The organism is Delftia sp. CH05, from assembly GCF_009827015.1.
In the GTDB taxonomy this organism is placed as follows: domain Bacteria; phylum Pseudomonadota; class Gammaproteobacteria; order Burkholderiales; family Burkholderiaceae_C; genus Comamonas; species Comamonas tsuruhatensis.
In genome coordinates this window covers 72,174-93,172 of sequence record NZ_WUMG01000007.1, presented here as the reverse complement: position 1 = coordinate 93,172, position 20,999 = coordinate 72,174, and the positions used below count along the sequence as shown (strand labels likewise).

The following is a 20,999-nucleotide window of genomic DNA, read 5'->3' as shown; positions in this document are numbered from 1 at the left end:
GGTGGTCTTCTCACGCAGATGCGAAGGCGGCAAGGGCATCGCCTTCATCGGTAACGGTGGCCTCGATCTCCTCGATCAGCCGGGTCTCCACCAGCACGGCCAGCTCGCCGACGGTGGGGGCCTTGAAGAAGGCCGCAGGGTGCAGCTCGACACCAAAGCGCTTTTTCACGCGGCCCAGGATCTGCAGGGCCAGCAGCGAGTCGCCGCCCAGCTCGAACAGGTTGTCGTCCACGCCCACCGGGGCAATGCCCAGCATGTCGGTCCACAGCGCGGCCAGTGCCTGCTGCAGCTCGCCTTCGGCCGCGACGTAGGCGGTCTGCAGCGCCGGGCGCGGATGGCCGCCACGGGCCTGCGATCCGTTGGCAGGTTCGGCGACGGCTTCGGCGGCAGGTTCTGCCAGCGCATCCACCAGCCCGGCATCGATCTCGCCCAGGCGCTGCCGCAGGTCGGTGGTGGAGATGACCACCTGGTGCGGCACATCGCCGTTGACGATGCGCTCGAACACCGCTGCCGCTTCTGCGCCGCTCCAGCCTATGCCCTCGGGAATACGCATGCCGGCGGCCATGCCCAGGTCACGCCAGGCGTCCCAGTCCACGGAGATGACGGGCCAGGCGCGCTGGCGGCTGGCCAGTGCCGCCAATGCATCCATGCAGGCATTGGCGGCGGCGTAGTCGCTCTTGCCCAGGCCTGCGGTGAGGCTGGAGATGGACGAGCACAGCAGCACGAAGTCCGGCGCCTGCATGTCCTGCATGTCCTGCATGTCCTGCATGTCCTGCGTGCCCAGCAGATCCAGCAGCAGCCGGGTGCCGCGCAGCTTGGGGGCGAACGTGCGCTCCACGCCGTCCCGCGTGCGGGTGGCCAGCATGCCGCTGTCGGCATGGCCTGCGGCATGGACCACGCCATGCAGCGCGCCAAAGCGCTGGTGCGCCTGCGCCAGCGCCGCCTGCATCTGCGCGGCGTCGGCCACATCGGCCGCCAGGGTCAGCACCTGGGCGCCCTCGGCCTCCAGGGCCAGCAATTGCAGCAGTTGCTGGCGCAGGGTGCTCGGCTGCCCGTCATCGGCGGCCAGCGCCTCCCATTGGCTGCGCGCAGGCAGCGCCGTGCGGCCCAGCAGCACCAGGCGGGCCTGCCAGTGCGCGGCCAGATGCCGGGCCAGCGCCAGGCCCACGCCGCCCAGGCCGCCCGTGATCAGGTACACGCCCTGCCTGCGCAGGCGCGGCGCCGCGGCGTCCTGCCACTGCAGGGGCTCGTAGGTCTTGCGCCAGCGGTGGGCACCGCGCAGGGCGATGGCCGTGTCGGCCGCGCGCAGCCCATGCGGCGCGCGGGCTTCGTCCAGCAGCTGGCGCGCCAGCCGGGCCTGCATTGCGGGCGAGCCCGCCTGCACCACATCGACGAAACGGCAGTCGATGGACGGGCATTCCTGCCCTATCGCCTTGCACAGCGGAAAGACGGCGGCCATCTCGGGGTTCAGCGCTTCCGCTCCGGTCACATCTTCCGAACCGCCTGCGGCCACCAGCAGCAGCCGCCGTGTGCGCGGGCCTCCAGCTCCGTGCGCACGGGCCTCCAGCGCCTGCGCCAGGGCCAGCACGCTGTGAAAGCCGCGCTCCAGCGGCGCAGGGGCGGCCGCGTCCATGGCCCACAGGTGGTAGATGGCGCCCACGGGGCCGAACTGCGCCTGCACCGCATCGAGCAAGTCCTCACAATCGCGGCGCTCGCCGGGGCGCACGGCATGCCGGCCCGGGGCCAGGCAGGCGGGGGCGGCGCCCGTTTCCACGCAGACCACATCGGCGCCCTGCGCGCGCAATGCGTGCACCAGGGCCTCGGCCGTGGCACTGCCGTCGCCAAACACCAGGGCCACCTGGGCTGCGGCTGCGGCGGTGCCTGCCTCCCACCGCAAGGGACTGCGCTGCCAGGCGGCGGCGTAGAACGGACCCGCGGTCGCCGAGGGGCCTGCCGCGCCTGCCGCTTTCGGTGCATCGCCACCCTGCCCCGCCGCCTGCACCCAGAAAGAGCGGCGTTGGAAGGCATAGGTCGGCAACGGCACGCGCCGGCCTGGCCGCCCGCCCCGGCAGGCAGTCCAGTCGATGTCCACGCCCGCGCACCACAGTCCGGCAACGGCCTGCGCCAGCAGTTGCGCGCTGCGTGCGGTCTGCTGGGGATGGGCCTGGCTGGGCCAGATGCCGGCCGCCGTGGCGGCGCGCGCATGCTGGCGAGCCAGGGCGGCAAGGGCCTGGCCGGGGCCCACCTCCAGCAGCACGCGGCCCGGCTTTCGCACAAGCTCGTCCAGCCCGTCCGCAAAGCGCACGGTATGGCGCAGGTGGCCGGCCCAGTAGGCGGGGTTCATGGCCTGCTCGGCCGTGATGGGCTTGCCGGTCACGCTGGAGATGAAGGCCAGGCGCGGCGCATGCCGGGGCACGCTGGCCACCACCCGCTCCAGCTGCGCCAGCAGGGGCTCGGTCATGGCCGAGTGCGAGGCCACGGCAATGTGCAGCCGGCGCGCGGTGATGTCCCGCGCGCGCAGCGCCTCTTCGGCCGCCTCGATGGCGGCCAGCGGGCCGGACAGCACGCACAGGCGTTCGCCATTGACGGCACCCAGGTCACAGCCCAGATCCAGCAGGGATTGCAGCTCGGCCTCGGCCAGGGGCACCGAGGTCATGGCGCCCTGCGGCAGCGACTGCAGCAGGCGGCCGCGCGCCGCCACGATGCGCAGGGCATGCGGCAGTTCGAACACGCCGGCCAGGCAGGCCGCCACATACTCGCCCAGGCTGTGGCCCAGCATGGACACGGGCTGCACGCCGCGTGCCATCCACATCCGGGCCAGCGCATAGCCGATCACGAACAGGGCCGGCTGGGCCTTGTCCATGGCGGACAGCGCCGCGTCGGCCTCCACCTCTTCACCCGGGGCGGGGAACAGCCACTGGCGCAGGTCCCAGCCTGTTTCGGCCTGCAGCAGCTCGCAGCAGCGGTCCACCTCCTGCCGGAACACACCGCCGTCGCGGTACAGGTCCAGGCCCATGTTGGCGTGCTGCACGCCCCCGCCCGGGAAAAGAAAGACCACGCCGGGCGGCTGTGCCGGCACCTCGGTGGCCTGGCCTGGCGGCGCAGCAGCAGCAGCAGAAGCAGCAGCAGAAGCAGCAGCAGCAGTAGCAGCAGAGAGGTGCAGGCCCTCCACCGCCATGCCCATGCCGTCGGCCACCACGGCACGGCGATGGCCGAAGGCGCGGCGGCCCTGCTGCAGGGTGTGGGCCACATCGTCCAGCGACAGGCCGCTGCCGGCCTGCTGCAGATGGGCAGCCAGGCGGCGCGCCGCTTCGTCCAGCGCACGGGGGCTGCGAGCGGACAGCGGCAGCACCTGCCAGCCCCGGGCTGTATCCGCCGGTGCACCGGAAGGGGTGGCAAAGGTGGCAGGGGCTGCAGCAGCCTCCTGCAGCACCACATGGACATTGGTGCCGCCAATGCCGAAGGCGCTCACGCCCGCGCGGCGCGGCGTGGCCGCCTGGGGCCAGGGCCTGGCCATGGTGTTGACATGGAAGGGACTGCGCTCGAAGTCGATCTGCGGGTGCGGCCGCTCGAAATGCAGGCTGGGCGGCAAGGTGGCATGCCTGAGCGAGAGCACCGCTTTGATCAGGCCCGTGACACCGGCGGCCGCATCGAGATGGCCGATATTGGTCTTCACCGAGCCGATGGCGCAGTAGCCCCTGCGCTGCGTGCTGGCGCGAAAGGCCTGGGTCAGCGCCGCGATCTCGATGGGGTCGCCCAGCGCCGTGCCCGTGCCATGGGCTTCCACATAGCCGATGGTGTCGGCCGGCACGCCCGCCAGGGCCTGCGCCGCGCGCACCACGGCGGCCTGGCCGTTGACGCCGGGCGCCGTGAAGCCCACCTTGTCTGCACCATCGTTGTTGGCGGCGCTGGCCAGGATGACGGCGTGGATGGTGTCGCCGTCGCGCAGCGCATCGTCCAGGCGCTTGAGCACCACAATGCCCGCGCCGCTGCCCTGCAGCGTGCCTGCGGCCTGGGCATCGAAGGCGCGGCAATGCCCGTCCGGCGAGAAGATGGCGCCGGCCTGGTAGCGGTAGCCGCCGTTTTGCAGCAGGTTGAGCGAGACGCCGCCGGCCAGCGCCATGGCGCATTCATGGCCCAGCAGCGCCTGGCAGGCGGTGTGCACCGCCATCAGCGAGGTCGAGCAGGCCGTCTGCACGGTGACGGCCGGGCCGCGCAGGTCCAGCTTGTAGGCCACGCGCGTGGCCAGGGCATCGGCCATGTTGCCGCTCATCAGACCCAGCAGATCGGCGACGTGGGCGCCAGGGCCCGGCGCATGGCGGGGCAGCAGATGGCGCATCAGGTAGACGCTGGCGCCCGTGCCCGCATACACGCCGATGGCGCCGGGGTAGCGCCGTCCCTCGTAGCCCGCATGTTCCAGCGCCTGCCACGCGCATTCCAGGAAAAGGCGGTGCTGCGGGTCCAGCTGCTCGGCATCGCGCGGGGTGTAGCCGAAGAAGTCGGCATCGAAGAGGTCCATGCCGGCCAGCGGCACGCCGGCCTTCACGTAGCCGGCATCGTCCAGCAGGGCCTGGGGCACGCCCAGGGCGCGCAGCTCATCGTCGCTGTAGCGCTTCACGGACTCGACGCCGTCACGGATGTTGGCCCAGAAGCGGTCGATGTCGTCGGCGCCCGGAAAGCGCCCGGCCATGCCGATGACGGCGATCTCCAGGCCGGTGGTTTCGGAGGAAGAAGACATCAGAGGGTCCTTTCGATGTGGCGCTTGCGCTGCAGCAGCGCCTCGCGGCGGCGCTGGGCCGCGTCCATGCCGTCCCGGGCGGCGGCCGCCTGCGCGGCGCCGTCACCCTCGCCCCCGCCCTCGCTATCTGCGCCCTGCTCGATGCGCCGCGCCAGGGCCGACACCGTGGGGTGCTTGAAGAGATCGACCAGGGACAGCTCCCGGCCCAGCCGCGACTCCAGCAGGCCATGCACGCGGATGAGCTGCAGCGAATGCCCGCCCAGGTCGAAGAAGTTGTCGCTGGCGCCTACGCGCTCCACGCCCAGGACCTGGGCCCAGAGGGCGGCAATGGTCGCGGCCACGCCGCCCTCGGGCGGCTCGTAGGCCTGGTGCTCCAGGGCCGGCAGGGTGGGCGCCTCGGGCAGCGCCTTGCGGTCCACCTTGCCGTTGGCGTTCAGCGGCAAGGCATCCAGCACGGTGATGGACGAGGGCAGCATGTAGTCGGGCAGGGCTGCGGCCAGCGCGCTGCGCAGCGCGGCCATGTCCAGGGTCTGCCCCTGCTGCACCGAGACAAAGGCGGCCAGCCGCGCGCCGTCGGCCGCCTGGCGGGCGACCACCACGGCCTCGCGCACGGCGGGGTGGGCCAGCAGTTGCGCCTCCACCTCGGCCAGCTCGATGCGAAAGCCGCGGATCTTCACCTGGTGGTCCACGCGGCCCAGGTAGTCGATCTGGCCGTCGCCGCGCCAGCGCACCAGGTCGCCCGTGCGGTACAGGCGCTCGCCCGTGCGGCTGGCGGGGTCGGCGACAAAGCGCTCGGCGCTCAGGCCAGGCCGCCGCCAGTAGCCGCGCGCCAGGCCCACACCGCCCAGATACAGCTCGCCGGCCACGCCGCGCGGCACCTCGTTGAGCGCGGCATCCAGCACATGGGTACGCAGCCCGGCCACGGGGCGGCCTATGGGCACGGACAACGCGCCCTCGTCCCGGCAGTCCCACCAGGTGACCTCGATGGCCGCCTCCGTGGGACCGTAGAGATTGAGCAGGCGGGTGCCGGGGAAGGCCTGCAGCACGGCCGCCTGCAATTCGGCGGACAGGGCCTCGCCGCTGCAGATGATGCGCTGCAGCCCCTGGCAGGTGGCGGCCACCGGGTGCGCCATGAAGGCCTGCAGCATGGACGGCACGAAGTGGATGGTGTTGACCTGGTGGCGCGCTATCAGCTCGGCCAGGCGCCGGGGATCGCGGTGGTCGCCGGGGGCGGCCAGCGCCAGGCGTGCGCCGGTGGTCAGCGGCCAGAAGAATTCCCAGAAGGAGATGTCGAAGCCGAAGGGCGTTTTCTGCAGCACCGTATCGCCCGGGCCCAGCGGCTGGTGCATCTGCCCCCAGGCCAGGCGGTTGCACAGCGAACGGTGGCGGTTGGCCGCGCCCTTGGGCCGGCCCGTGGAGCCCGAGGTGTAGATGACATAGACCAGGCTGTCGCCATGCAGGGCAACGGCCGGGTTGTGGGCCGGCATGTCCTGCAGCCGGGACGCCAGGCCCGGCACATCGACCAGTCGGGCACTGCAGTTGGCCGGCAGGCGGTCACGCACCTGCGGCTGCACCAGCACCAGGGACACGCCGCTGTCCTCCAGCATGTAGGCGATGCGGTCGGCCGGATGCTCGGGGTCGATGGGCACATAGGCCGCGCCGGCCTTCATGATGGCCAGCAGCCCCACGACCATCTCGATGGAGCGCTCCATGGCAATGCCCACCGGCACGCCGGGCCGCACGCCCGATGCGATCAGGTGATGCGCCAGCCGATTGGCGCGCGCATTGAGTTCGGCGTAGCCCAGCGTGGCCTCGCCCAGGCACAGGGCCGGGGCATCGGGGCTGCGCGCCACCTGCTGCTCGAAGCGGCGGTGCACGATGTCGCCGCCGTGCAGGACCTGGCCATTGCAGCTCCAGGCCGCCAGTTGCTGGCGTTCTTCGGGACCCAGCAGCGGCACCTCGTCCACGGCACATTGGGGCTGGTGCGCCAGTGCCTCCAGCATGGCCGCATAGTGGGCGGCCAGGCGCTGCATGCTGCCCGGCTCGAACAGCTCGCGGGCATAGACCAGGCTGATGCCCAGGCTGCCATCGGAGCGCTCGCGCACTTCCACGGTCAGCTCGAACTGCGCATCTGCGGCCGCCAGCGGCTGGCCGGCCACGGTCCAGCCCGGCACCTGCTGCAGCGCGTGCCAGTCCTCCACCAGATGATTGAACAGCACCTGGAACAAGGGGCTGTGCGCCAGGCTGCGCTGCGGCTGCAGCGCCTCCACCAGCTGCTCGAACGGCAGCGCGTGGTGGGCCTGCGCGCCCTGCGCCGCCTCGCGGGCCTGCTGCAGCACGTCGGCCAGGCGCATGCGCCCGTCGATGCGGTTGCGCAGCACCAGGGTGTTGACGAAAAAGCCGACCACGCCCTGCAGGTCGGCATGCGCGCGGTTGGCCACGGGCACGCCGACGCGGATGTCCTCCTGGCCCGTGTAGCGGTACAGCAGCGCCTGCCATCCTGCCAGCAGCAGCGTGAAGAGCGTGTCTGCCTGCTGGCGGGCCTGCGCGCGCAGTGCCTGCAAGGTCGCGCCGGGCAGCTCGAAGCTGTGCCGCCCCGCACGATAGCGTGCCAGCGCCTGGCGCGGATGGTCGGTAGGCAGGGCCAGCACAGGCTGGGCCTCGCCTGGGGGCACCTGCAACCGTTCCAGCCAGTAGGCCAGCGAGGCCTGCTGGCCTTGCTGGGCCTGCTGAGCCTGCTCCCGCTGCCAGACGGCGTAGTCCACGTACTGCAGCGCCGGGCCGCTGTCCGGGGCGCCGGCATACAGCGCCGCCAGATCGTCCAGCAGGATCTGCATGGAGGCGCCGTCGGAGACGATGTGGTGCATCACCAGCGCCAGGATGTGCTCATGGGCCTGCAGCCGCACCAGGGCAGCCCTGGCCAGCGGCCCCTGCTGCAGATCAAAGGGCTGGGCGCACAGCGCCTGCAGCCATTGGGCGGCGTGCTCCTCGCGCTGCGCGGGCTTGCCCTGCGCGGCATCCAGCCACTGCAGCTCCAGCCTGCCCTGGGGGTCCAGGCGCTGCTCGACCTCCCCATCGGGCCGGGCGTTGAATACCGTGCGCAGCGAACCGTGCCGTTCGGCCAGGCCCTGCACGGCCGCACGCAGGGCGCCTGCATCCAGCGGCCCGGTGATGCGCAGGGCGCCCTGCACGTGGTAGGCCGTGCTGCGCGTATCCATCTTCCAGAGAAACCATTGGCGCTGCTGGGCCGGCGTCAGCGGCAGGGGCATGGCGCGACGGGCCTCGGCCAGCGGGGCAATGCGCTGCAGCGCCGTGCCCGGCTGGCGCTGTTGGCACAGCCGGTCGATGTCCTGCGCCTGGTCGCGCAGCCGCGGGTGCTCGAAGACCCGCCCGGCCGGATACGCCAGGGACCATTGCCGGCAGATGCGCGCAGCCAGCCGCACGGCGGCCAGGGAGTTGCCGCCTTGCGCGAAGAAGTTGGCCTCGCCGGCCGGCCCGGGCTGCGCATCGCCACCGAGCACCTCGCGCCACAGGCCGGCCAGCGTGCTTGTGGTGGGATCTGCCGCGCCCGCCTCCTGCGGTGCCTGGCTGCCGCCGCCCGCGAAGCGGCCCGACTCGAACACCGCCCAGGCATCCAGCGTGCGCGCGGACCAGCCTTGGCGGCAGGCTGCGCGCTGCAGCTTGCCGCTGGAGGTGCGGGGCAAGGCGCCGGGGTTGAGCAGCACGATCACCCGGGGTGCCTCGCCGCACTGCGCACCCACGGCGGTGCTCAGGGCATCGACCAGGGCCTGGGCCGGCACCAGCTTTTGCATGCCGAACGAGACTTCGGCAGCAATGCCTATGCCTTCCCGGCCATCGATGTCCACCGCAAACGCGGCCACGCGCCCCTTGCGCACGGCTTCGACCTCGGCCTCGACCACGCACTCGATGTCCTGCGGGTAGAGGTTGTGCCCGCGCACGATGATCAGGTCCTTGATGCGGCCCGCCACATGGACCTGCCCAGCATGCACGAAGCCCAGGTCGCCCGTGCGCAGCCAGCGCCGGCCTGCATGCTCGACAAAGGCCTGCTGCGTTTGCTGCGGCTTGCCCCAGTAGCCCTGGCTGATGCTGGGGCCGTGCGCCCAGATCTCGCCCACGCGGCCGGGCTCCAGCACCTGCAGGCTGTGCGGATCGACGATGGCCACCGCATGGCCGGGAACGGCGGGGCCGCAGCCCACCAGCGCGGTGGTCTGCGAGGCGCCGGGGCTTTCCTCGGCCCGGCCCTGACCCAGGGCCTCGGTATCGAAGGATGTGATCGTGGCGCCCGCGCCGCAACTGCCGCCGGTGATGAACAGGGTGGCCTCGGCCAGGCCGTAGCAGGCATAGGCCGCGTCGGGCCGCAGCCCGCAGGCGGCAAAGCGCTGCGCGAAGGCCGTGACGGTGTCGGCACGCACGGGCTCGGCGCCGGTGTAGGCCAGCCGCCAGCTCGACAGGTCCAGCTGCGCCAGCTGCGACGGCTTGATGCGCTCCAGGCACATGCGGTAGGCGAAGTCGGGGCCGCCGCTGATGGTGGCGCGGTGGCGCGAGATCAGCTCCAGCCAGCGCACGGGGCTTTCCAGGAAGAGGCGCGGCGAGGTCAGCACCAGCGGCAGCCCGCTGTACAGCGGCTGCAGCAGGCCGCCGATCAGGCCCATGTCGTGGTACAGCGGTGCCCAGGACATGAAGCGGTCGCCCGCGCCGATGTCCATGCGCTGCTGGATGGCGGCCTCGTTGGCGATGAGGTTGCCGTGGCTGACCATCACGCCCTTGGGCGCCGAGGTGGAGCCCGAGGTGTATTGCAGGAAGGCGATGTCGTCGGCAGCCGGCGCATGGGGCCGCCAGGCCTCGGCATCGGCCAGGTCCACCTGGTCGGCGGCCACGGCGGCAATGCTGCCAAAGCGCGCATCGGCGCCGGGCAGGGCCTGCATCACTTCGGCCGTGCTGATCACGCAGGCCGCATCCGCGTCGCCCACGATGCCCAGCAGCCGCTCCAGGTGCTGCACGCGCAGCGATTCCAGCGGCGGCACCGGCACGGCGATCACGCCCGCGTAGAAGCAGGCCAGCATGCTGGCGGCGTAGTGCTCGTCGTTGTCCATCATCACCAGGGCGCGCGCGCCCACGGGGCACAGCTGCTGCAGCCGGGTGGCCAGCGCACGCACGCGGCGGTCGAACTCGCCATAGCTGTGGCTGCGCTCGACCACGCGGCCGTCCTGCACGGCGGCCACGGTGAGCCAGATGTCGTCGGGCCGCTGCTGCGCCAGGCCCCTCAGATGCTCGACCAGGCTGGCCGGCGCCCGGCCTGCTGCCGCGATTGCACTTTGTCCACTCAGCATGTCAGCTGCCTCCCGGGTTCTCAGAAACGGTCCAGATTGCTGCGCGGCTCGGCCATGGCGACGATGACCTTGCGCGGCCCCTTGAAGGGCGAGCGGGCATGGGCCACGAGCATGTTGTCCAGCATCAGCACGTCGCCCTGCTCCCAGGGGAAGCTGACGGTCTCGGCGTCCAGCGCGGCGCGCACCTCGGCGAAGATGTCGTCGCCGATGGTGGAGCCGTCGGCGAAGAAGGTGTTGCGCGGCAGGTTCTCGATGCCGTAGACCTCCTCCAGCACCTCGCGCTCCTCGGGCTCGCGCGCCGAGATGTGGAACAGGTGGGCCTGGTTGAACCAGACCATCTCGCCCGTGACGGGGTGGCTTTCCATGGCCTGGCACAGCTGGCGCGTGCGCAGGCCGTCGTCCTCCTTCCACTCCCAGTCCATGCGCGCATGGCGGCAGAAGGCCTCGACCTCGGCGCGGCTTTCGGTGTTGAAGACCTTCTGCCAGGGCACGTCCATCTCGCCGAAGTTGCGCACGTAGAGGATGCCGGGCTCGAACAGCTCGCGGATGCGCGCCGGAATGCGGCGGTAGACCGCACGGCTGTCGGCAATCGGCGTCTCGCCGCCCTCGGGCGATGCGGTGACGCAGTGGAACCAGATCTTCATGGGCCACTCGCGCGTGTAGGCCTGCTCGTTGTGCAGCGGAATGCTCTGGTGGGCCGGGTATTCGGTGGAGGTGTAGACGCCCGCGCCGCTGGAGGCCTCGACCGCGCTGCGCGGCGTGGAGGCGAATTCGTACTTGAGCAGCGGGTGGCCGAAGGCCGAGGCGAAGCGCTGGAAAGTCTCCACATCGGGCACGCCAAAGCCGCGCAGCAGCACGCCGCCCGTGGTCAGCAGCGCCTCGTCGATGTCGCGGCGCAGCGGCGGCAGCGCGGCCAGCAGGTCCTGGCCCGGCTGGGCGGGCGTGATGAGCTGGGGAAGCAGCGAGCCCGCGGGGGCCTTGCGCTCGAAGCGCTGGAGGGTTTCGTTCATGTCGATTCCTTGGTGCGCCACGCAAGAGCTGCCGCGTAGCCCGGCGGCGCTGGCAGCGCCATCGCTTGAAAACCATTCCAGTCGGGGACCGCGCAGGCGATGGCCAGCCGTCCTTCCCCTCCCGGGCTGATGCCGATGGAGCGCAGGTGCTCGGCCACGCCAATGCCGATGGCCTTGAGCACGGCCTCCTTGCCCACCCAGCGCTGGTAGAAGGCCGCCAGCCGATCAGGCGCACGGTGCACGCTGGCGCGTTCCTGGTCGGTGCAGACGGCGTCGAGCATGACCTCGGCATCGAGGTCGGGCTTGTGCTGCTCGATGTCCACGCCCAGGTGCAGCACGCCACCGGGGTCGGCCAGCGCGATCAACGCATGGCCGCCCGAATGCGAGACGTTGAACACAGGCGTCCTGTGCGGCTCGTCATCCACGAAGGGCTTGCCGTGCGTGCCGATGGCCAGGGGCACATCGGCCGGGCAGCAGCCCAGCCTGCGCCCCAGCAGCCGCCGCGTGGCAGCGCGCGTCTGTGCGAAGCGCAGCCGGTCGGCGGCCCGCACGAAGCGCGCGGCACGACCGCGCTCCTCGGGGGTCAGGTGCGGCAGGCTGTCGCTCAGTTCGGCCGACAGGTCCAGGTCCAGCCTGAAGACCTCGATGCCCTGGCTCATGGCCTCACGCACGGACACGAGCTGCATGGATTTCCTCCTGGAGTGACTGGGACCCGGCCAGGCGCTGCGCCAGCACGGCCAGCACATCGCCTTCGCGCTGCCTGATGAAGAAATGCCCGCCCTCGAACCAGTCCAGCGTGAAGGCCCCGGCGGCCTCCTGCGACCAGGCCTGTACACGGGGCGCCTCGATGTCGTCCTGCCGCCCCGCAAAGACATGCACCGGCAGCGGCAGGCCCGCAGCGGGCACATGGCCGAAGCTCTCGCAGACGCGGTAGTCGGACCCCAGCACATCCAGCGTGATGCGCATGAGCTCGGGGCTGCCAAACACCTCTTCGGGCGTGCCGCCCTGCCTGCGCAGATCGGCAATCAGCGCCGCATCGTCGCCCTTGCCCGCAAAGCGCTCGGGATCGCGGCAGGCCGGTGCCGGGCTGCCCGAGGCAACCAGGGCCAGCGGCAGCTCCCTGCCCTCCTCGCGCAACTGCCGCGCCATGCCGAAGGCCAGCAGCGCGCCCATGCTGTGGCCCAGCAGCGCAAAGCGGCCGCGCATGGCCTGGCGCTGCTCGGCGCACAGCAGCGAGACCAGCTGCCCGAAGTCCTCGACCGCAGGCTCGCCCAGCCGGCTGCCCCGCCCCGGCAGCTCCACCGGCGCAATGCGGATCCAGTGGGGCAGCAGCCTGCGCCAGCGCAGGTACATGGTGGCGCTGGCGCCTGCGCACGGCAGGCACAGCAGGGTCAGCGGCGCGTGCATGCGCGTCAGCCCGCTGCGGTTTCGATCACGGTATCGGTATCGCTTTGCAGCGCGGCGCCGGCACCCGCCTGCTCCTGCTGCTGCATCCACACGCGCAGCGACTTGGGCCGCATGTCGGTCCAGGTGGCGTCCACGTAGTCGAGCACGGTTTTCTTGTCGCCCTTCACGCCCTCCACGGCGGTCCAGCCGCCGGGCACGGCCTTCCAGTGCGGCCAGATGGAATACTGTTCCTCGTGGTTGACCAGAACGATGAAGGTTTCGTCTTCGCGGTCGAAGCAGCTTGTAGACATGCAGGCGTCCTTAATGCGGTTGAACATCGGTGAGGCCAGTACGGGATCGCGGCGATCCGGTACTGCGCCTCTGTTGAACATGACGTTCCGGATCCGAAACTGTTCACGCCGCATGCGCGCCGGTTCCGGGTCGTGCGCCGGGCTGCACCGTTCAATGGTGGTCCAGCAGCGAGCGGTGGACATGGATGGCCTTGCAGGCATCGGCAATCCTGGCGTTCACTAGGCCCAGCGCGCACTCCATGTGCTCGGCGATCTGGCGCTGGGTGAGGCCCTTGATGCGGTACAGCTCGAAGGTCTCGCGGGTCTTGGGCGGCACCTCGTCCAGGGCCTGGTCGATCAGGCGTATGGCCTGGGACTCGAACAGGCTGCGCTCGGGCGAGCGGCCGTCCGGTATCTCCAGCGTCTCCACATCCACGCCGTGGGTGCGGTAGCTGTTCTCGCGCTCCTGGCGGCGCAGGTAGTCCAGCGCCATGTTGCAGACGGCGCGCGTCCAGTAGGCGGCGGGCTTGGCGATCTCGGCATCGCTGCGCATTTCGGCAACGCGCAGATAGGTGTCCTGCACGGCCTCGTCGGCCAGTTCGGGATTCCTGAGAATTCTTCGCGCGACCCTCACCAACTGTCCACGCGAAGCAATGAAGACCTCTTCCAGCGAAGAATGTGTGTGATTCAAGGACACGATGCAGTTCCTCTCGCAAGCTAGGCAAGAACGTCAAGGGGAAATGTCGACCGCAGGTCGATGGACGGCCGGCGTGCCGCCCGTGCAATAGGGCGGAGCGGGCCTCGGCACAGGCGGCAAGCGGCGGCACAACCGCTGACCGCAGGGCATCAGTGCGCGCCGATGCGCATCGGCGTGACTTGGGAGGCAGGCCTAGATCGGGCCTAGATCGGCCTCATGACGGCCTCAGGGCGGCGGCCGCCCTCGCCGGATCCATGCGTCCTGCAACAGGATCGGCAAGGGCTGTGCAGCCTTGCAGACGTGCTGAAACTTGAACCGGGACCATGGCATGCAGTGGCGCTCCTTTGACGTTTTCCAACATTGAAATGAGAAGCATTACCAGTTCCGGCGACAGGACCGGGCCTGGAATGGCTGCTCACACCTGCCTGGAAGACGTCCCGCCAGTGCAAACGGAGACACGACTATCGGCTGTGGAAAATCGGCAGACATCGCCTATGGCGCATCGCATCACCATGGCTTTCCCTCGCCGTGGATGATGGGCCTGGATCATGACGGACTGGTGATGCCCGATACATCGGGATGTAAGCAGGAACTGCCTGCAGCGCAGGCCCCTGCCATCGCACTGGGCAGGCCCCATCGAGACGCGGCGCGCAGCGAAACTGCAGACGAAAAAAAGCCACCTTGCGGTGGCTTCTTGTCTGCGCAAACGCGGCGGTTTGCACAAGGAATCTGGCGGAGTGGACGGGACTCGAACCCGCGACCCCCGGCGTGACAGGCCGGTATTCTAACCAACTGAACTACCACTCCTGGCAGGCAACTTTTGCGCTCTTTCGAGCCAAGTGCTGCAAACTTGGCGACCCTACGGGGATTCGAACCCCGGTACTCACCGTGAAAGGGTGATGTCCTAGGCCTCTAGACGATAGGGTCAATCCTAGAACTTGCGTAAATACTCAAGTCTCAATTTTTGGTGGAGGTAAACGGGATCGAACCGATGACCTCTTGCATGCCATGCAAGCGCTCTCCCAGCTGAGCTATACCCCCTTGCTGCAACGTTGCACTGCTTCGTTGCTGCGATTCAAAAATTGTAGCACAGCGTTTTTGGGGCAATTCCGGAATGCATGACTTTTTTATGTCGCCCTGCATTCCGGCGCCCTGCTGCAGCCCGGGTCAGGCCAGGCTTTGCCCATCGCGTATGCGGTGGATCTCGGCGATGTCCACCACCCAGACCAGGCCGTCGCCGACCTGGCCCGAGTGACAGGCCGAGGTGATGGCCGCGCGGATGGGCTCGACCATGGATGCCTCGGCCAGCACGCAGACCATGATCTTGTCGGAGAAGTCGGTCAACTCCTCCTTCACGCTGCGCTTGTCGATGGCGGCCGGGGCCGTGAAGCCCTCGGCACGGAACAGCGTCACGCCGGGGAAGTTGGGAATGGCGCGCAGCGCGTCGCGCAGGCGCTCCAGGCGGCTGGGGCGCACGATGGCCCGGATTTCCTTCATGGTCATTGCAGTGTCTCCTTCATCAGGCTTCCAGCGGTTTTTCGTCAAACCAGCGGTACAGGGTCGGCAACACCACCAGCGTGAGCAGGGTGGACGAGATCAGGCCACCGATCACCACGATGGCCAGCGGGCGTTGCACCTCCGAGCCGGGGCCGGTGGCGAACAGGAAGGGCACCAGGCCCAGCAGCGCGACGGTGGCCGTCATCATCACGGGGCGGAAGCGCTGCACGCAGCCTTCGCGCACGGCCTCGGCCACGTTCATGCCATCTTCGCGCAGCTTGCGGATGCAGGAGACCAGCACCACGCCGTTGAGCACCGCAATGCCCCACAGCGCGATGAAGCCCACCGATGCCGGCACGCTCACGTATTCGCCCGTGACGAACAGGCCTATCAGTCCCCCGATGGAGGCGAAGGGCAGCACCAGGATGATCAGCCCGGCCAGCTTGACCGAGTTGAACAGCAGGAACAGCAGGAAGAAGATGGCCACGATGGTCAGCGGCACGATGATCTGCAGCGTGCCCATGGCGCGCTCCATGTTCTCGAACTGGCCACCGTACTTGAAGTAGTAGCCATCGGGCAACTGCACTTCACTGTCGATGCGCTGCTGCACTTCGGTCACGAAGCCGCCCAGGTCGCGCCCTTCCACGTTGGCTCCCACCACCACGCGGCGCTTGCCGCCTTCGCGGCTGATCTGCGCGGGGCCGTCCACCAGCTCGATGCGGGCCACGCTGCTCAGCGGCACCTGGGCGCCCGTGGCCGTGGTCAGCAAGGTGGCGCCGATGGCGGCGGGCGAGCCGCGGAACGGCTCGGGGAAGCGAACCACCACGTTGTAGCGACGCTCGCCTTCGTAGACCGTGGTCACTTCCTTGCCGCCGATGGCCGACTCGATCACGCCCTGCACGTCGGTGACGTTCAGGCCGTGGCGGGCGATCGCCTTGCGGTCGATATCCACGGTCAGAGCCTGCTGGCCTGAGAGGCGCTCGACGCGGATGTCCGTGCTGCCCGGCACGCTCTTGAGGATGCGTGCGACCTGCTCGGACACGTCGCGCAGCTCGCTCAGCTCGTCGCCGAAGACCTTGATGGCCAGTTGCGAGCGCACGCCCGTGACCATTTCGTCCACGCGCTCGGAGATCGGCTGGGACAGCACGATCTGCACGCCCGGGATCGAGGACAGGCGCTGGCGGATGTCTTCGTCGATCTCGTCCTGGGTGCGGTCGGACTCGGGGTCCAGCAGCACGATGGGGTCGGACTCGTTGGGGCCTGCGGGATCGGCCGGCGATTCGCCGCGTCCGAGCTTGGAGACTACGCTGAGCACGCCGGGCACTTCTGCCACGGACTTCATCGCCGCCATTTCCATGCGGATGGACTCGTCCAGCGAGATGCTGGGCACGCGGTTGATCTGCGGCGTCAGCGCCCCCTCCTTCATGGTGGGCATGAAGGACTTGCCCAGCAGCGGGAACAGTCCCAGCGAGCCCAGCAGCAGCGCCACGGCCACGGCCAGCGTGGCGCGGTTGCGCGCGGTGGCCAGGTCCAGCAGGCGCAGGTAGTGGCGCTTGAGGAAGGCGATCAGGCGCGTGTCATGGTCCGCGCCGCCCTTGAGGAAGTACGAGCACAGCACGGGCGACAGGAACAGCGACACGGCCAGCGAGACGGCCAGCGAGATCGCGATGGTCAGCGCCAGCGGGCCGAACATCTTGCCTTCGATGCCTTGCAGCGTCATCAGCGGCAGGAACACCAGGATGATGATGGCGATGCCGAAGATGGTGGGCGTGGCCACCTCGGTGGTGGCCGACAGCACGGTGCGCACGCGTGCGCCCATGCTGTCGCCGGCCTGGCCGAGCTTGTGGAACACGTTCTCCACCACCACCACGGTGGCATCGACCATGAGGCCGATGGCGATCGCCAGCCCCCCCAGCGACATGAGGTTGGCCGAGATGCCCCAGCGGTTCATCATGATGAAGGTGGTCAGCGGCGTGATGATCAGCGTGGCCACCACGATCAGGCTGGAGCGCACGTCACCCAGGAAGATGAAGAGCACCACGACCACGAGCAGGATGCCCTCGATCAGCACCTTGCCCACGGTCCACAGCGCCGAGTCGACCAGGTCGGTACGGTCGTAGTAGGGAACGATCTGCAGGCCGCCGGGGAGCATGCCCTTGGAGTTGATCTCCTGCACGCGCTCCTTCACGCGGGTGACCACCTCCTTGGCATTGCCGCCGCGCATCATCAGCACGATGCCGGAGACGCCTTCGGTATAGCCGCCCTTGATGATGGCGCCCTGGCGCACTTCCTGGCCCAGCTGGACCTCGGCCACATCGCGCACGAAGACCGGCACGCCGCCTTCCTGCTTGAGAACGATGTTGCCGATGTCATCCAGCGACTGGACCAGGCCCACGGCGCGGATCAGGTACTGCTCGGTGACCTGGGGCAGGATGCCGCCGCTGGCATTGGCGTTGTTGTCGGCGATGGCCTGGACCACATGGCGCACGGACAGGCCGTAGTGGCGCAGCCGGCCGGGATCGACCTCCACCTGGTACTGCTTGACGTAGCCGCCCTGCGAGTTGATTTCGGCCACGCCGGGAATGGAGCGCAGCAGCGGGCGCGCCACCCAGTCCTGGATGGTGCGGCGCTCGGTCAGCTCCTCGGGCGTGAGGGCCCGCTTGCCGTCGTCGGGATGGTCCAGCGTGTACTGGTAGACCTCGCCCAGGCCCGTGGACACCGGCCCCAGCACGGGGATGATGCCTGCGGGCATGCGCGGCGTGACCTCCATCAGCCGCTCGGTGACGAGCTGGCGAGCAAAGTACACGTCGGTGGCATCGGTGAAGACCAGGGTGATGATGGACAGGCCGCTCTTGTTGAGCGAGCGCATCTCCACCAGGCCCGGCATGCCGGTCATGGCGATTTCCAGCGGCACGGTCACGAAGCGCTCGATTTCCTCGGGCGAACGGCCTGGCGCCTCGGTGGCCACCTGGACCTGGACGTTGGTCACGTCAGGAAAGGCATCCACCGACAGATTCATGGCGGCGCGCAGGCCGAAGCCGCACAGCACCAGCGAGAGCACGATCACGATGAGCCGCTGGCTCAGTGCGGCCCGGATCATGGAAGCGATCATGGGCTTACTCCAGCTCTGCGCGCTTGCGCTCGTTGTTCAGGTGGAAGGCACCCGTGGTGACGATGACCGTGCCATCGGCCACGCCCTTGTTCACGGGGCGCATGCCGCCGCTGGCGGTGCCCAGCTCGACGGGCGTGAGGCGGTAGTGGTTCTCGCCCTTCTTGACGAAGACATGGTCGCGGTCGTTCTCGCGCACCACGGCCTCGGCCGGCACGGCCAGCAGCTGGCGCACCTCGCCCTGGATGCGCATGGTGGCCAGCATCTGGGGCTTGAGGTCGCGCTCGGGGTTGTCCACCTGGGTGCGGATGGTGACGGTGCGGGTCTCGGGCGTCACGGTGTCGCCCACATGCACGATTTGGCCGGACAGCACGCGCTCGCCCAGGGCGGGCACGGCGATCTCCACGGCCTGGCCGGCACGCACGCCGCTGGCCATCTGCTCGGGGATCGCGCCCACCACCCAGACGCTGCTCAGGTCGGCCACGGTGAACAGCGGATCGCCGGGCTGGGTCACCTGGCCGGAGCTGACCTTGCGCTCGATCACCACGCCGGCCCCTGTGGACAGCACGGCCGCATGAGACTGCAGCGTGCCCTTGTCGCGCAGCTGGGCGATGGCGCTGTCGGGAATGCCGATCAGGCGCAACTGGTCGCCGGCAGCGCGCTGCTCGGCGCGCGCAATCGACAGCTCGGACTCGCGGCGCTGCAGCTCGGCCGAGCCGATGACGTCGGCGGCTATCAGCTGGCGCGCGCGCTCCACGCCGCGCTCGGCCAGCGTGGCGGCGGAGTGTGCACGCAGATAGGCCAGCTGGGCGGTGGTCAGCTCGGGGCTGGCCACGCGGGCCAGCACCTGGCCCGCGCGCACGCGGTCGCCCACTTCGACCAGCACTTCGGTCACGCGTCCCGTGGCGGCCGCGCCAATGCGGGTGACCTGGCGCTCATTGGCCTCGATGCGGCCGGACACCTCCTGCAGCAACGCGATCTGCGCCTGCGCCACGGGCTTGACGGCGAAGTTGGGCGCCATCTCGGCGGTCACGCGGACCTCCATCGGGTCCTGCTCCTGCGCAGCGGCCGCTGCGGGCGCCGCCTTGGCTTCGGCCTCTTCGTTCTTGCCGCAGGCGCTCAGCGCCAGCGTTGCGGCCAGCAGGCCGGCCAGGGCCAGGGAGTTCACCAAGGTGCTGCTGCCTGCGCGGGCGGCGATGGGTTGCGGATGCATATTCAAGGACATGTTCGTTTCTGATTTCGGGTGTGAGGCAGGGACGGCGCGCTTCACAGCGCGGACGGATCGTCGTAGCGGCCCGCCAGGTATTCGAGCTGTATGCGCGCCGCCTGCAGCTGGTAGCGCGCGTCGAGCAGGTCTGCACGGATGGAGCGCAGCACGCGCTGCGCATCGAGCACATCGAGAATGCCGCGCTCGCCGAAGCGGTAGGCGGCCTCGGCCACGCGCAGGGCCGACTCGGCCTCGCGCACCGAACCCTGGCTCAGTGCCTGGGTGCGCAGTCGCGCCATCTCCAGCTCCTTCCAGGCCTGCAGCGTCTGCTGGCGCAGCTCGATCTGCCGGCCTTCCAGCTGCAGACGCGCGCGCTCCAGCTCGGAGGCCGCCTCGTCGATGGGGCCGCGGTGCTGGTCGAGCAAGGGGATCTGGATGCTCACGCCCACCGTGTTCAGGCGCACGTCGGGCTCGCGCGTCTGGCCGTAGCGCAGCTCCACGCCCGGCCAGCGCGAGGCCTTGGCACCGTCAAGCCGGGCCTGGGCACGCTCGACCTCTGCCTTGAGCTGGCGCAGTTCGGGATGCTCCATGGGATCGATCTCGCCCATGTCCTCGATGCGCAGCGGATCCTCCAGCGACACATCCAGGCGGAAGCGCACGGGCAGCTGGCCTGCGGCCAGGCGGCCCAGCGCCAGCTGCGCCTGCTCGGCACGCAGCCGCGCGGTCTGTTCCTGCTGGCGCGCCTGGATGATTTCGGCATCGGCCTTGATGATTTCGTAGCGGGCCGCCTCGCCGCTGTCCACGCGGACGCGGACGCGCTCATGGGCCTGCTCCAGAAGGCGCACCGCCTCCTTGGCGGCCTCGACCTCCGCCTCGCGCAGCACCATCTCGTAGGCGCGTAGCCGCACCTGGGCCACCAGCGCATTGCGCGTGGTCGCCACGAAGTGCACCGAGCCCTGCTCGCCTGCCCTCGCGGCCTCCACGCGCGCACCTCGCACGGCGGGGTTCTCGATGGGCAAGGCCACGGCCCAGCCCTGCACCGTGCCGGCTGCCGCGCCCGGAACGCGGGCGCTGTTGCGGCCCTGGTTCCATTCGAGCTTGGGATTGGGCAGCGCCGAGGCGCTGACCACGCCTGCGCGCGCCGTGGTCCGGGACTGCTCGACAGCGCGCAGATCGGGGTTGTGGTCCAGCACGGCGCGAACGACCTCGTTCAGGCTCAGCTGGGGCAGGCGCTGTGCGGCGGCCGAAGCCACCGAAGGCGCCTCTGCGGCCGAACCGGCCTTCGGCACGATCGGCGTACGGGACGCCGCGGCCTCGGCGGCCTCGGCGGCGGCCGGAGCCGCCTGCGTCAGGGGCGCCTGGGACGCCTGGGGCTTGCCAGGGGGGTGGGCCTGCGCCGAAGCGCCAGCACCCCAGCCCACCAGCAGGCTGCAGATCGCGCCTTGCAGGACCTTGCGCGAACAGGATGGAAAACGGGCGGGGGCCATTCCCGCCAATACCGTTGGATTCACCATGGCATGCATCTGCCGCAAAGCGACAGTCGAGGGGTTGAGTAAGAGATGGGCCCTTCCCTGCGGACCACGCGGGAACGGGCATGGCCGCGCCGTGCGCAGTCAGCGCGCGGACGACGGCATGGCGTGCACGCCAGCAAGGCGCGCACGAGCAGTGATCAGGCAGTGGGATGCGTCAGCCGACAAGGGGCGCAAGGGGCACA

Annotated in this window: 11 protein-coding genes and 3 tRNA genes; all 14 read right to left on the bottom strand. The window is 69.9% G+C overall.

What is annotated here, in order from left to right; genetic code table 11:
• Positions 1 to 10: 10 nt before the first annotated feature.
• The 14 genes from GRX31_RS08665 to GRX31_RS08600 all read right to left on the bottom strand — a co-directional run bounded on the left by GRX31_RS08665 (position 11) and on the right by GRX31_RS08600 (position 20,799).
• On the bottom strand, positions 11 to 4,738 hold the full coding sequence (locus tag GRX31_RS08665; RefSeq protein WP_160852216.1) for a type I polyketide synthase: 4,728 nt from the start codon (positions 4,736 to 4,738) through the stop codon (positions 11 to 13).
• Positions 4,738 to 10,089, bottom strand: coding sequence for a non-ribosomal peptide synthetase (locus GRX31_RS08660; RefSeq protein WP_160852214.1), 5,352 nt, complete (start codon positions 10,087 to 10,089; stop codon positions 4,738 to 4,740). The genes GRX31_RS08665 and GRX31_RS08660 overlap by 1 nt, the downstream gene beginning before the upstream one ends.
• Positions 10,090 to 10,109: 20 nt before the next feature.
• Complete coding sequence (locus GRX31_RS08655) at positions 10,110 to 11,099, bottom strand: TauD/TfdA family dioxygenase (RefSeq protein WP_016450666.1); 990 nt, start codon at positions 11,097 to 11,099, stop codon at positions 10,110 to 10,112.
• Positions 11,096 to 11,785 carry a 4'-phosphopantetheinyl transferase family protein gene (locus GRX31_RS08650; RefSeq protein ID WP_160852212.1) on the bottom strand — a complete coding sequence of 230 codons (690 nt, stop codon included), beginning with the start codon at positions 11,783 to 11,785 and terminating at the stop codon, positions 11,096 to 11,098. Before GRX31_RS08650 ends, GRX31_RS08655 begins: the two co-directional genes overlap by 4 nt.
• Positions 11,763 to 12,506, bottom strand: coding sequence for a thioesterase II family protein (locus tag GRX31_RS08645; protein WP_160852211.1), 744 nt, complete (start codon positions 12,504 to 12,506; stop codon positions 11,763 to 11,765). The genes GRX31_RS08650 and GRX31_RS08645 overlap by 23 nt, the downstream gene beginning before the upstream one ends.
• Before the next feature lie 5 nt (positions 12,507 to 12,511).
• A complete protein-coding gene (locus GRX31_RS08640) occupies positions 12,512 to 12,796 on the bottom strand; it encodes an MbtH family protein (protein ID WP_034395838.1) in 285 nt (94 codons plus the stop codon).
• Between the two features lie 151 nt (positions 12,797 to 12,947).
• On the bottom strand, positions 12,948 to 13,472 hold the full coding sequence (locus GRX31_RS08635; protein WP_016450662.1) for a sigma-70 family RNA polymerase sigma factor: 525 nt from the start codon (positions 13,470 to 13,472) through the stop codon (positions 12,948 to 12,950).
• 730 nt (positions 13,473 to 14,202) lie between these two features.
• A tRNA-Asp gene (locus GRX31_RS08630) sits at positions 14,203 to 14,279 on the bottom strand.
• Between the two features lie 44 nt (positions 14,280 to 14,323).
• Positions 14,324 to 14,399 (bottom strand) — tRNA-Glu (locus GRX31_RS08625).
• 38 nt (positions 14,400 to 14,437) lie between these two features.
• Positions 14,438 to 14,513 (bottom strand) — tRNA-Ala (locus tag GRX31_RS08620).
• Between the two features lie 126 nt (positions 14,514 to 14,639).
• Positions 14,640 to 14,975 carry a P-II family nitrogen regulator gene (locus GRX31_RS08615; protein ID WP_016450797.1) on the bottom strand — a complete coding sequence of 112 codons (336 nt, stop codon included), beginning with the start codon at positions 14,973 to 14,975 and terminating at the stop codon, positions 14,640 to 14,642.
• 16 nt (positions 14,976 to 14,991) lie between these two features.
• Positions 14,992 to 18,081: an efflux RND transporter permease subunit gene (locus GRX31_RS08610; RefSeq protein WP_016450796.1), complete on the bottom strand. Its 3,090-nt coding sequence runs from the start codon at positions 18,079 to 18,081 to the stop codon at positions 14,992 to 14,994.
• Positions 18,082 to 18,085: 4 nt separating this feature from the next.
• Positions 18,086 to 19,303: an efflux RND transporter periplasmic adaptor subunit gene (locus GRX31_RS08605; protein ID WP_016450795.1), complete on the bottom strand. Its 1,218-nt coding sequence runs from the start codon at positions 19,301 to 19,303 to the stop codon at positions 18,086 to 18,088.
• Between the two features lie 41 nt (positions 19,304 to 19,344).
• Positions 19,345 to 20,799, bottom strand: a complete 1,455-nt coding sequence (locus GRX31_RS08600; RefSeq protein WP_016451428.1) for a TolC family protein — start codon at positions 20,797 to 20,799, stop codon at positions 19,345 to 19,347.
• Between the last annotated feature and the right edge of the window lie 200 nt (positions 20,800 to 20,999).

Coding starts and splice junctions, on each gene's coding strand:
- GRX31_RS08615 (WP_016450797.1), bottom strand. CDS start 14,975: ATGACCATGAAGGAAATCCGGGCCATCGTGCGCCCCAGCCGCCTGGAG.
- GRX31_RS08665 (WP_160852216.1), bottom strand. CDS start 4,738: ATGTCTTCTTCCTCCGAAACCACCGGCCTGGAGATCGCCGTCATCGGC.
- GRX31_RS08650 (WP_160852212.1), bottom strand. CDS start 11,785: ATGCAGCTCGTGTCCGTGCGTGAGGCCATGAGCCAGGGCATCGAGGTC.
- GRX31_RS08645 (WP_160852211.1), bottom strand. CDS start 12,506: ATGCACGCGCCGCTGACCCTGCTGTGCCTGCCGTGCGCAGGCGCCAGC.
- GRX31_RS08655 (WP_016450666.1), bottom strand. CDS start 11,099: ATGAACGAAACCCTCCAGCGCTTCGAGCGCAAGGCCCCCGCGGGCTCG.
- GRX31_RS08640 (WP_034395838.1), bottom strand. CDS start 12,796: ATGTCTACAAGCTGCTTCGACCGCGAAGACGAAACCTTCATCGTTCTG.
- GRX31_RS08660 (WP_160852214.1), bottom strand. CDS start 10,089: ATGCTGAGTGGACAAAGTGCAATCGCGGCAGCAGGCCGGGCGCCGGCC.
- GRX31_RS08605 (WP_016450795.1), bottom strand. CDS start 19,303: ATGTCCTTGAATATGCATCCGCAACCCATCGCCGCCCGCGCAGGCAGC.
- GRX31_RS08610 (WP_016450796.1), bottom strand. CDS start 18,081: ATGATCGCTTCCATGATCCGGGCCGCACTGAGCCAGCGGCTCATCGTG.
- GRX31_RS08600 (WP_016451428.1), bottom strand. CDS start 20,799: ATGGTGAATCCAACGGTATTGGCGGGAATGGCCCCCGCCCGTTTTCCA.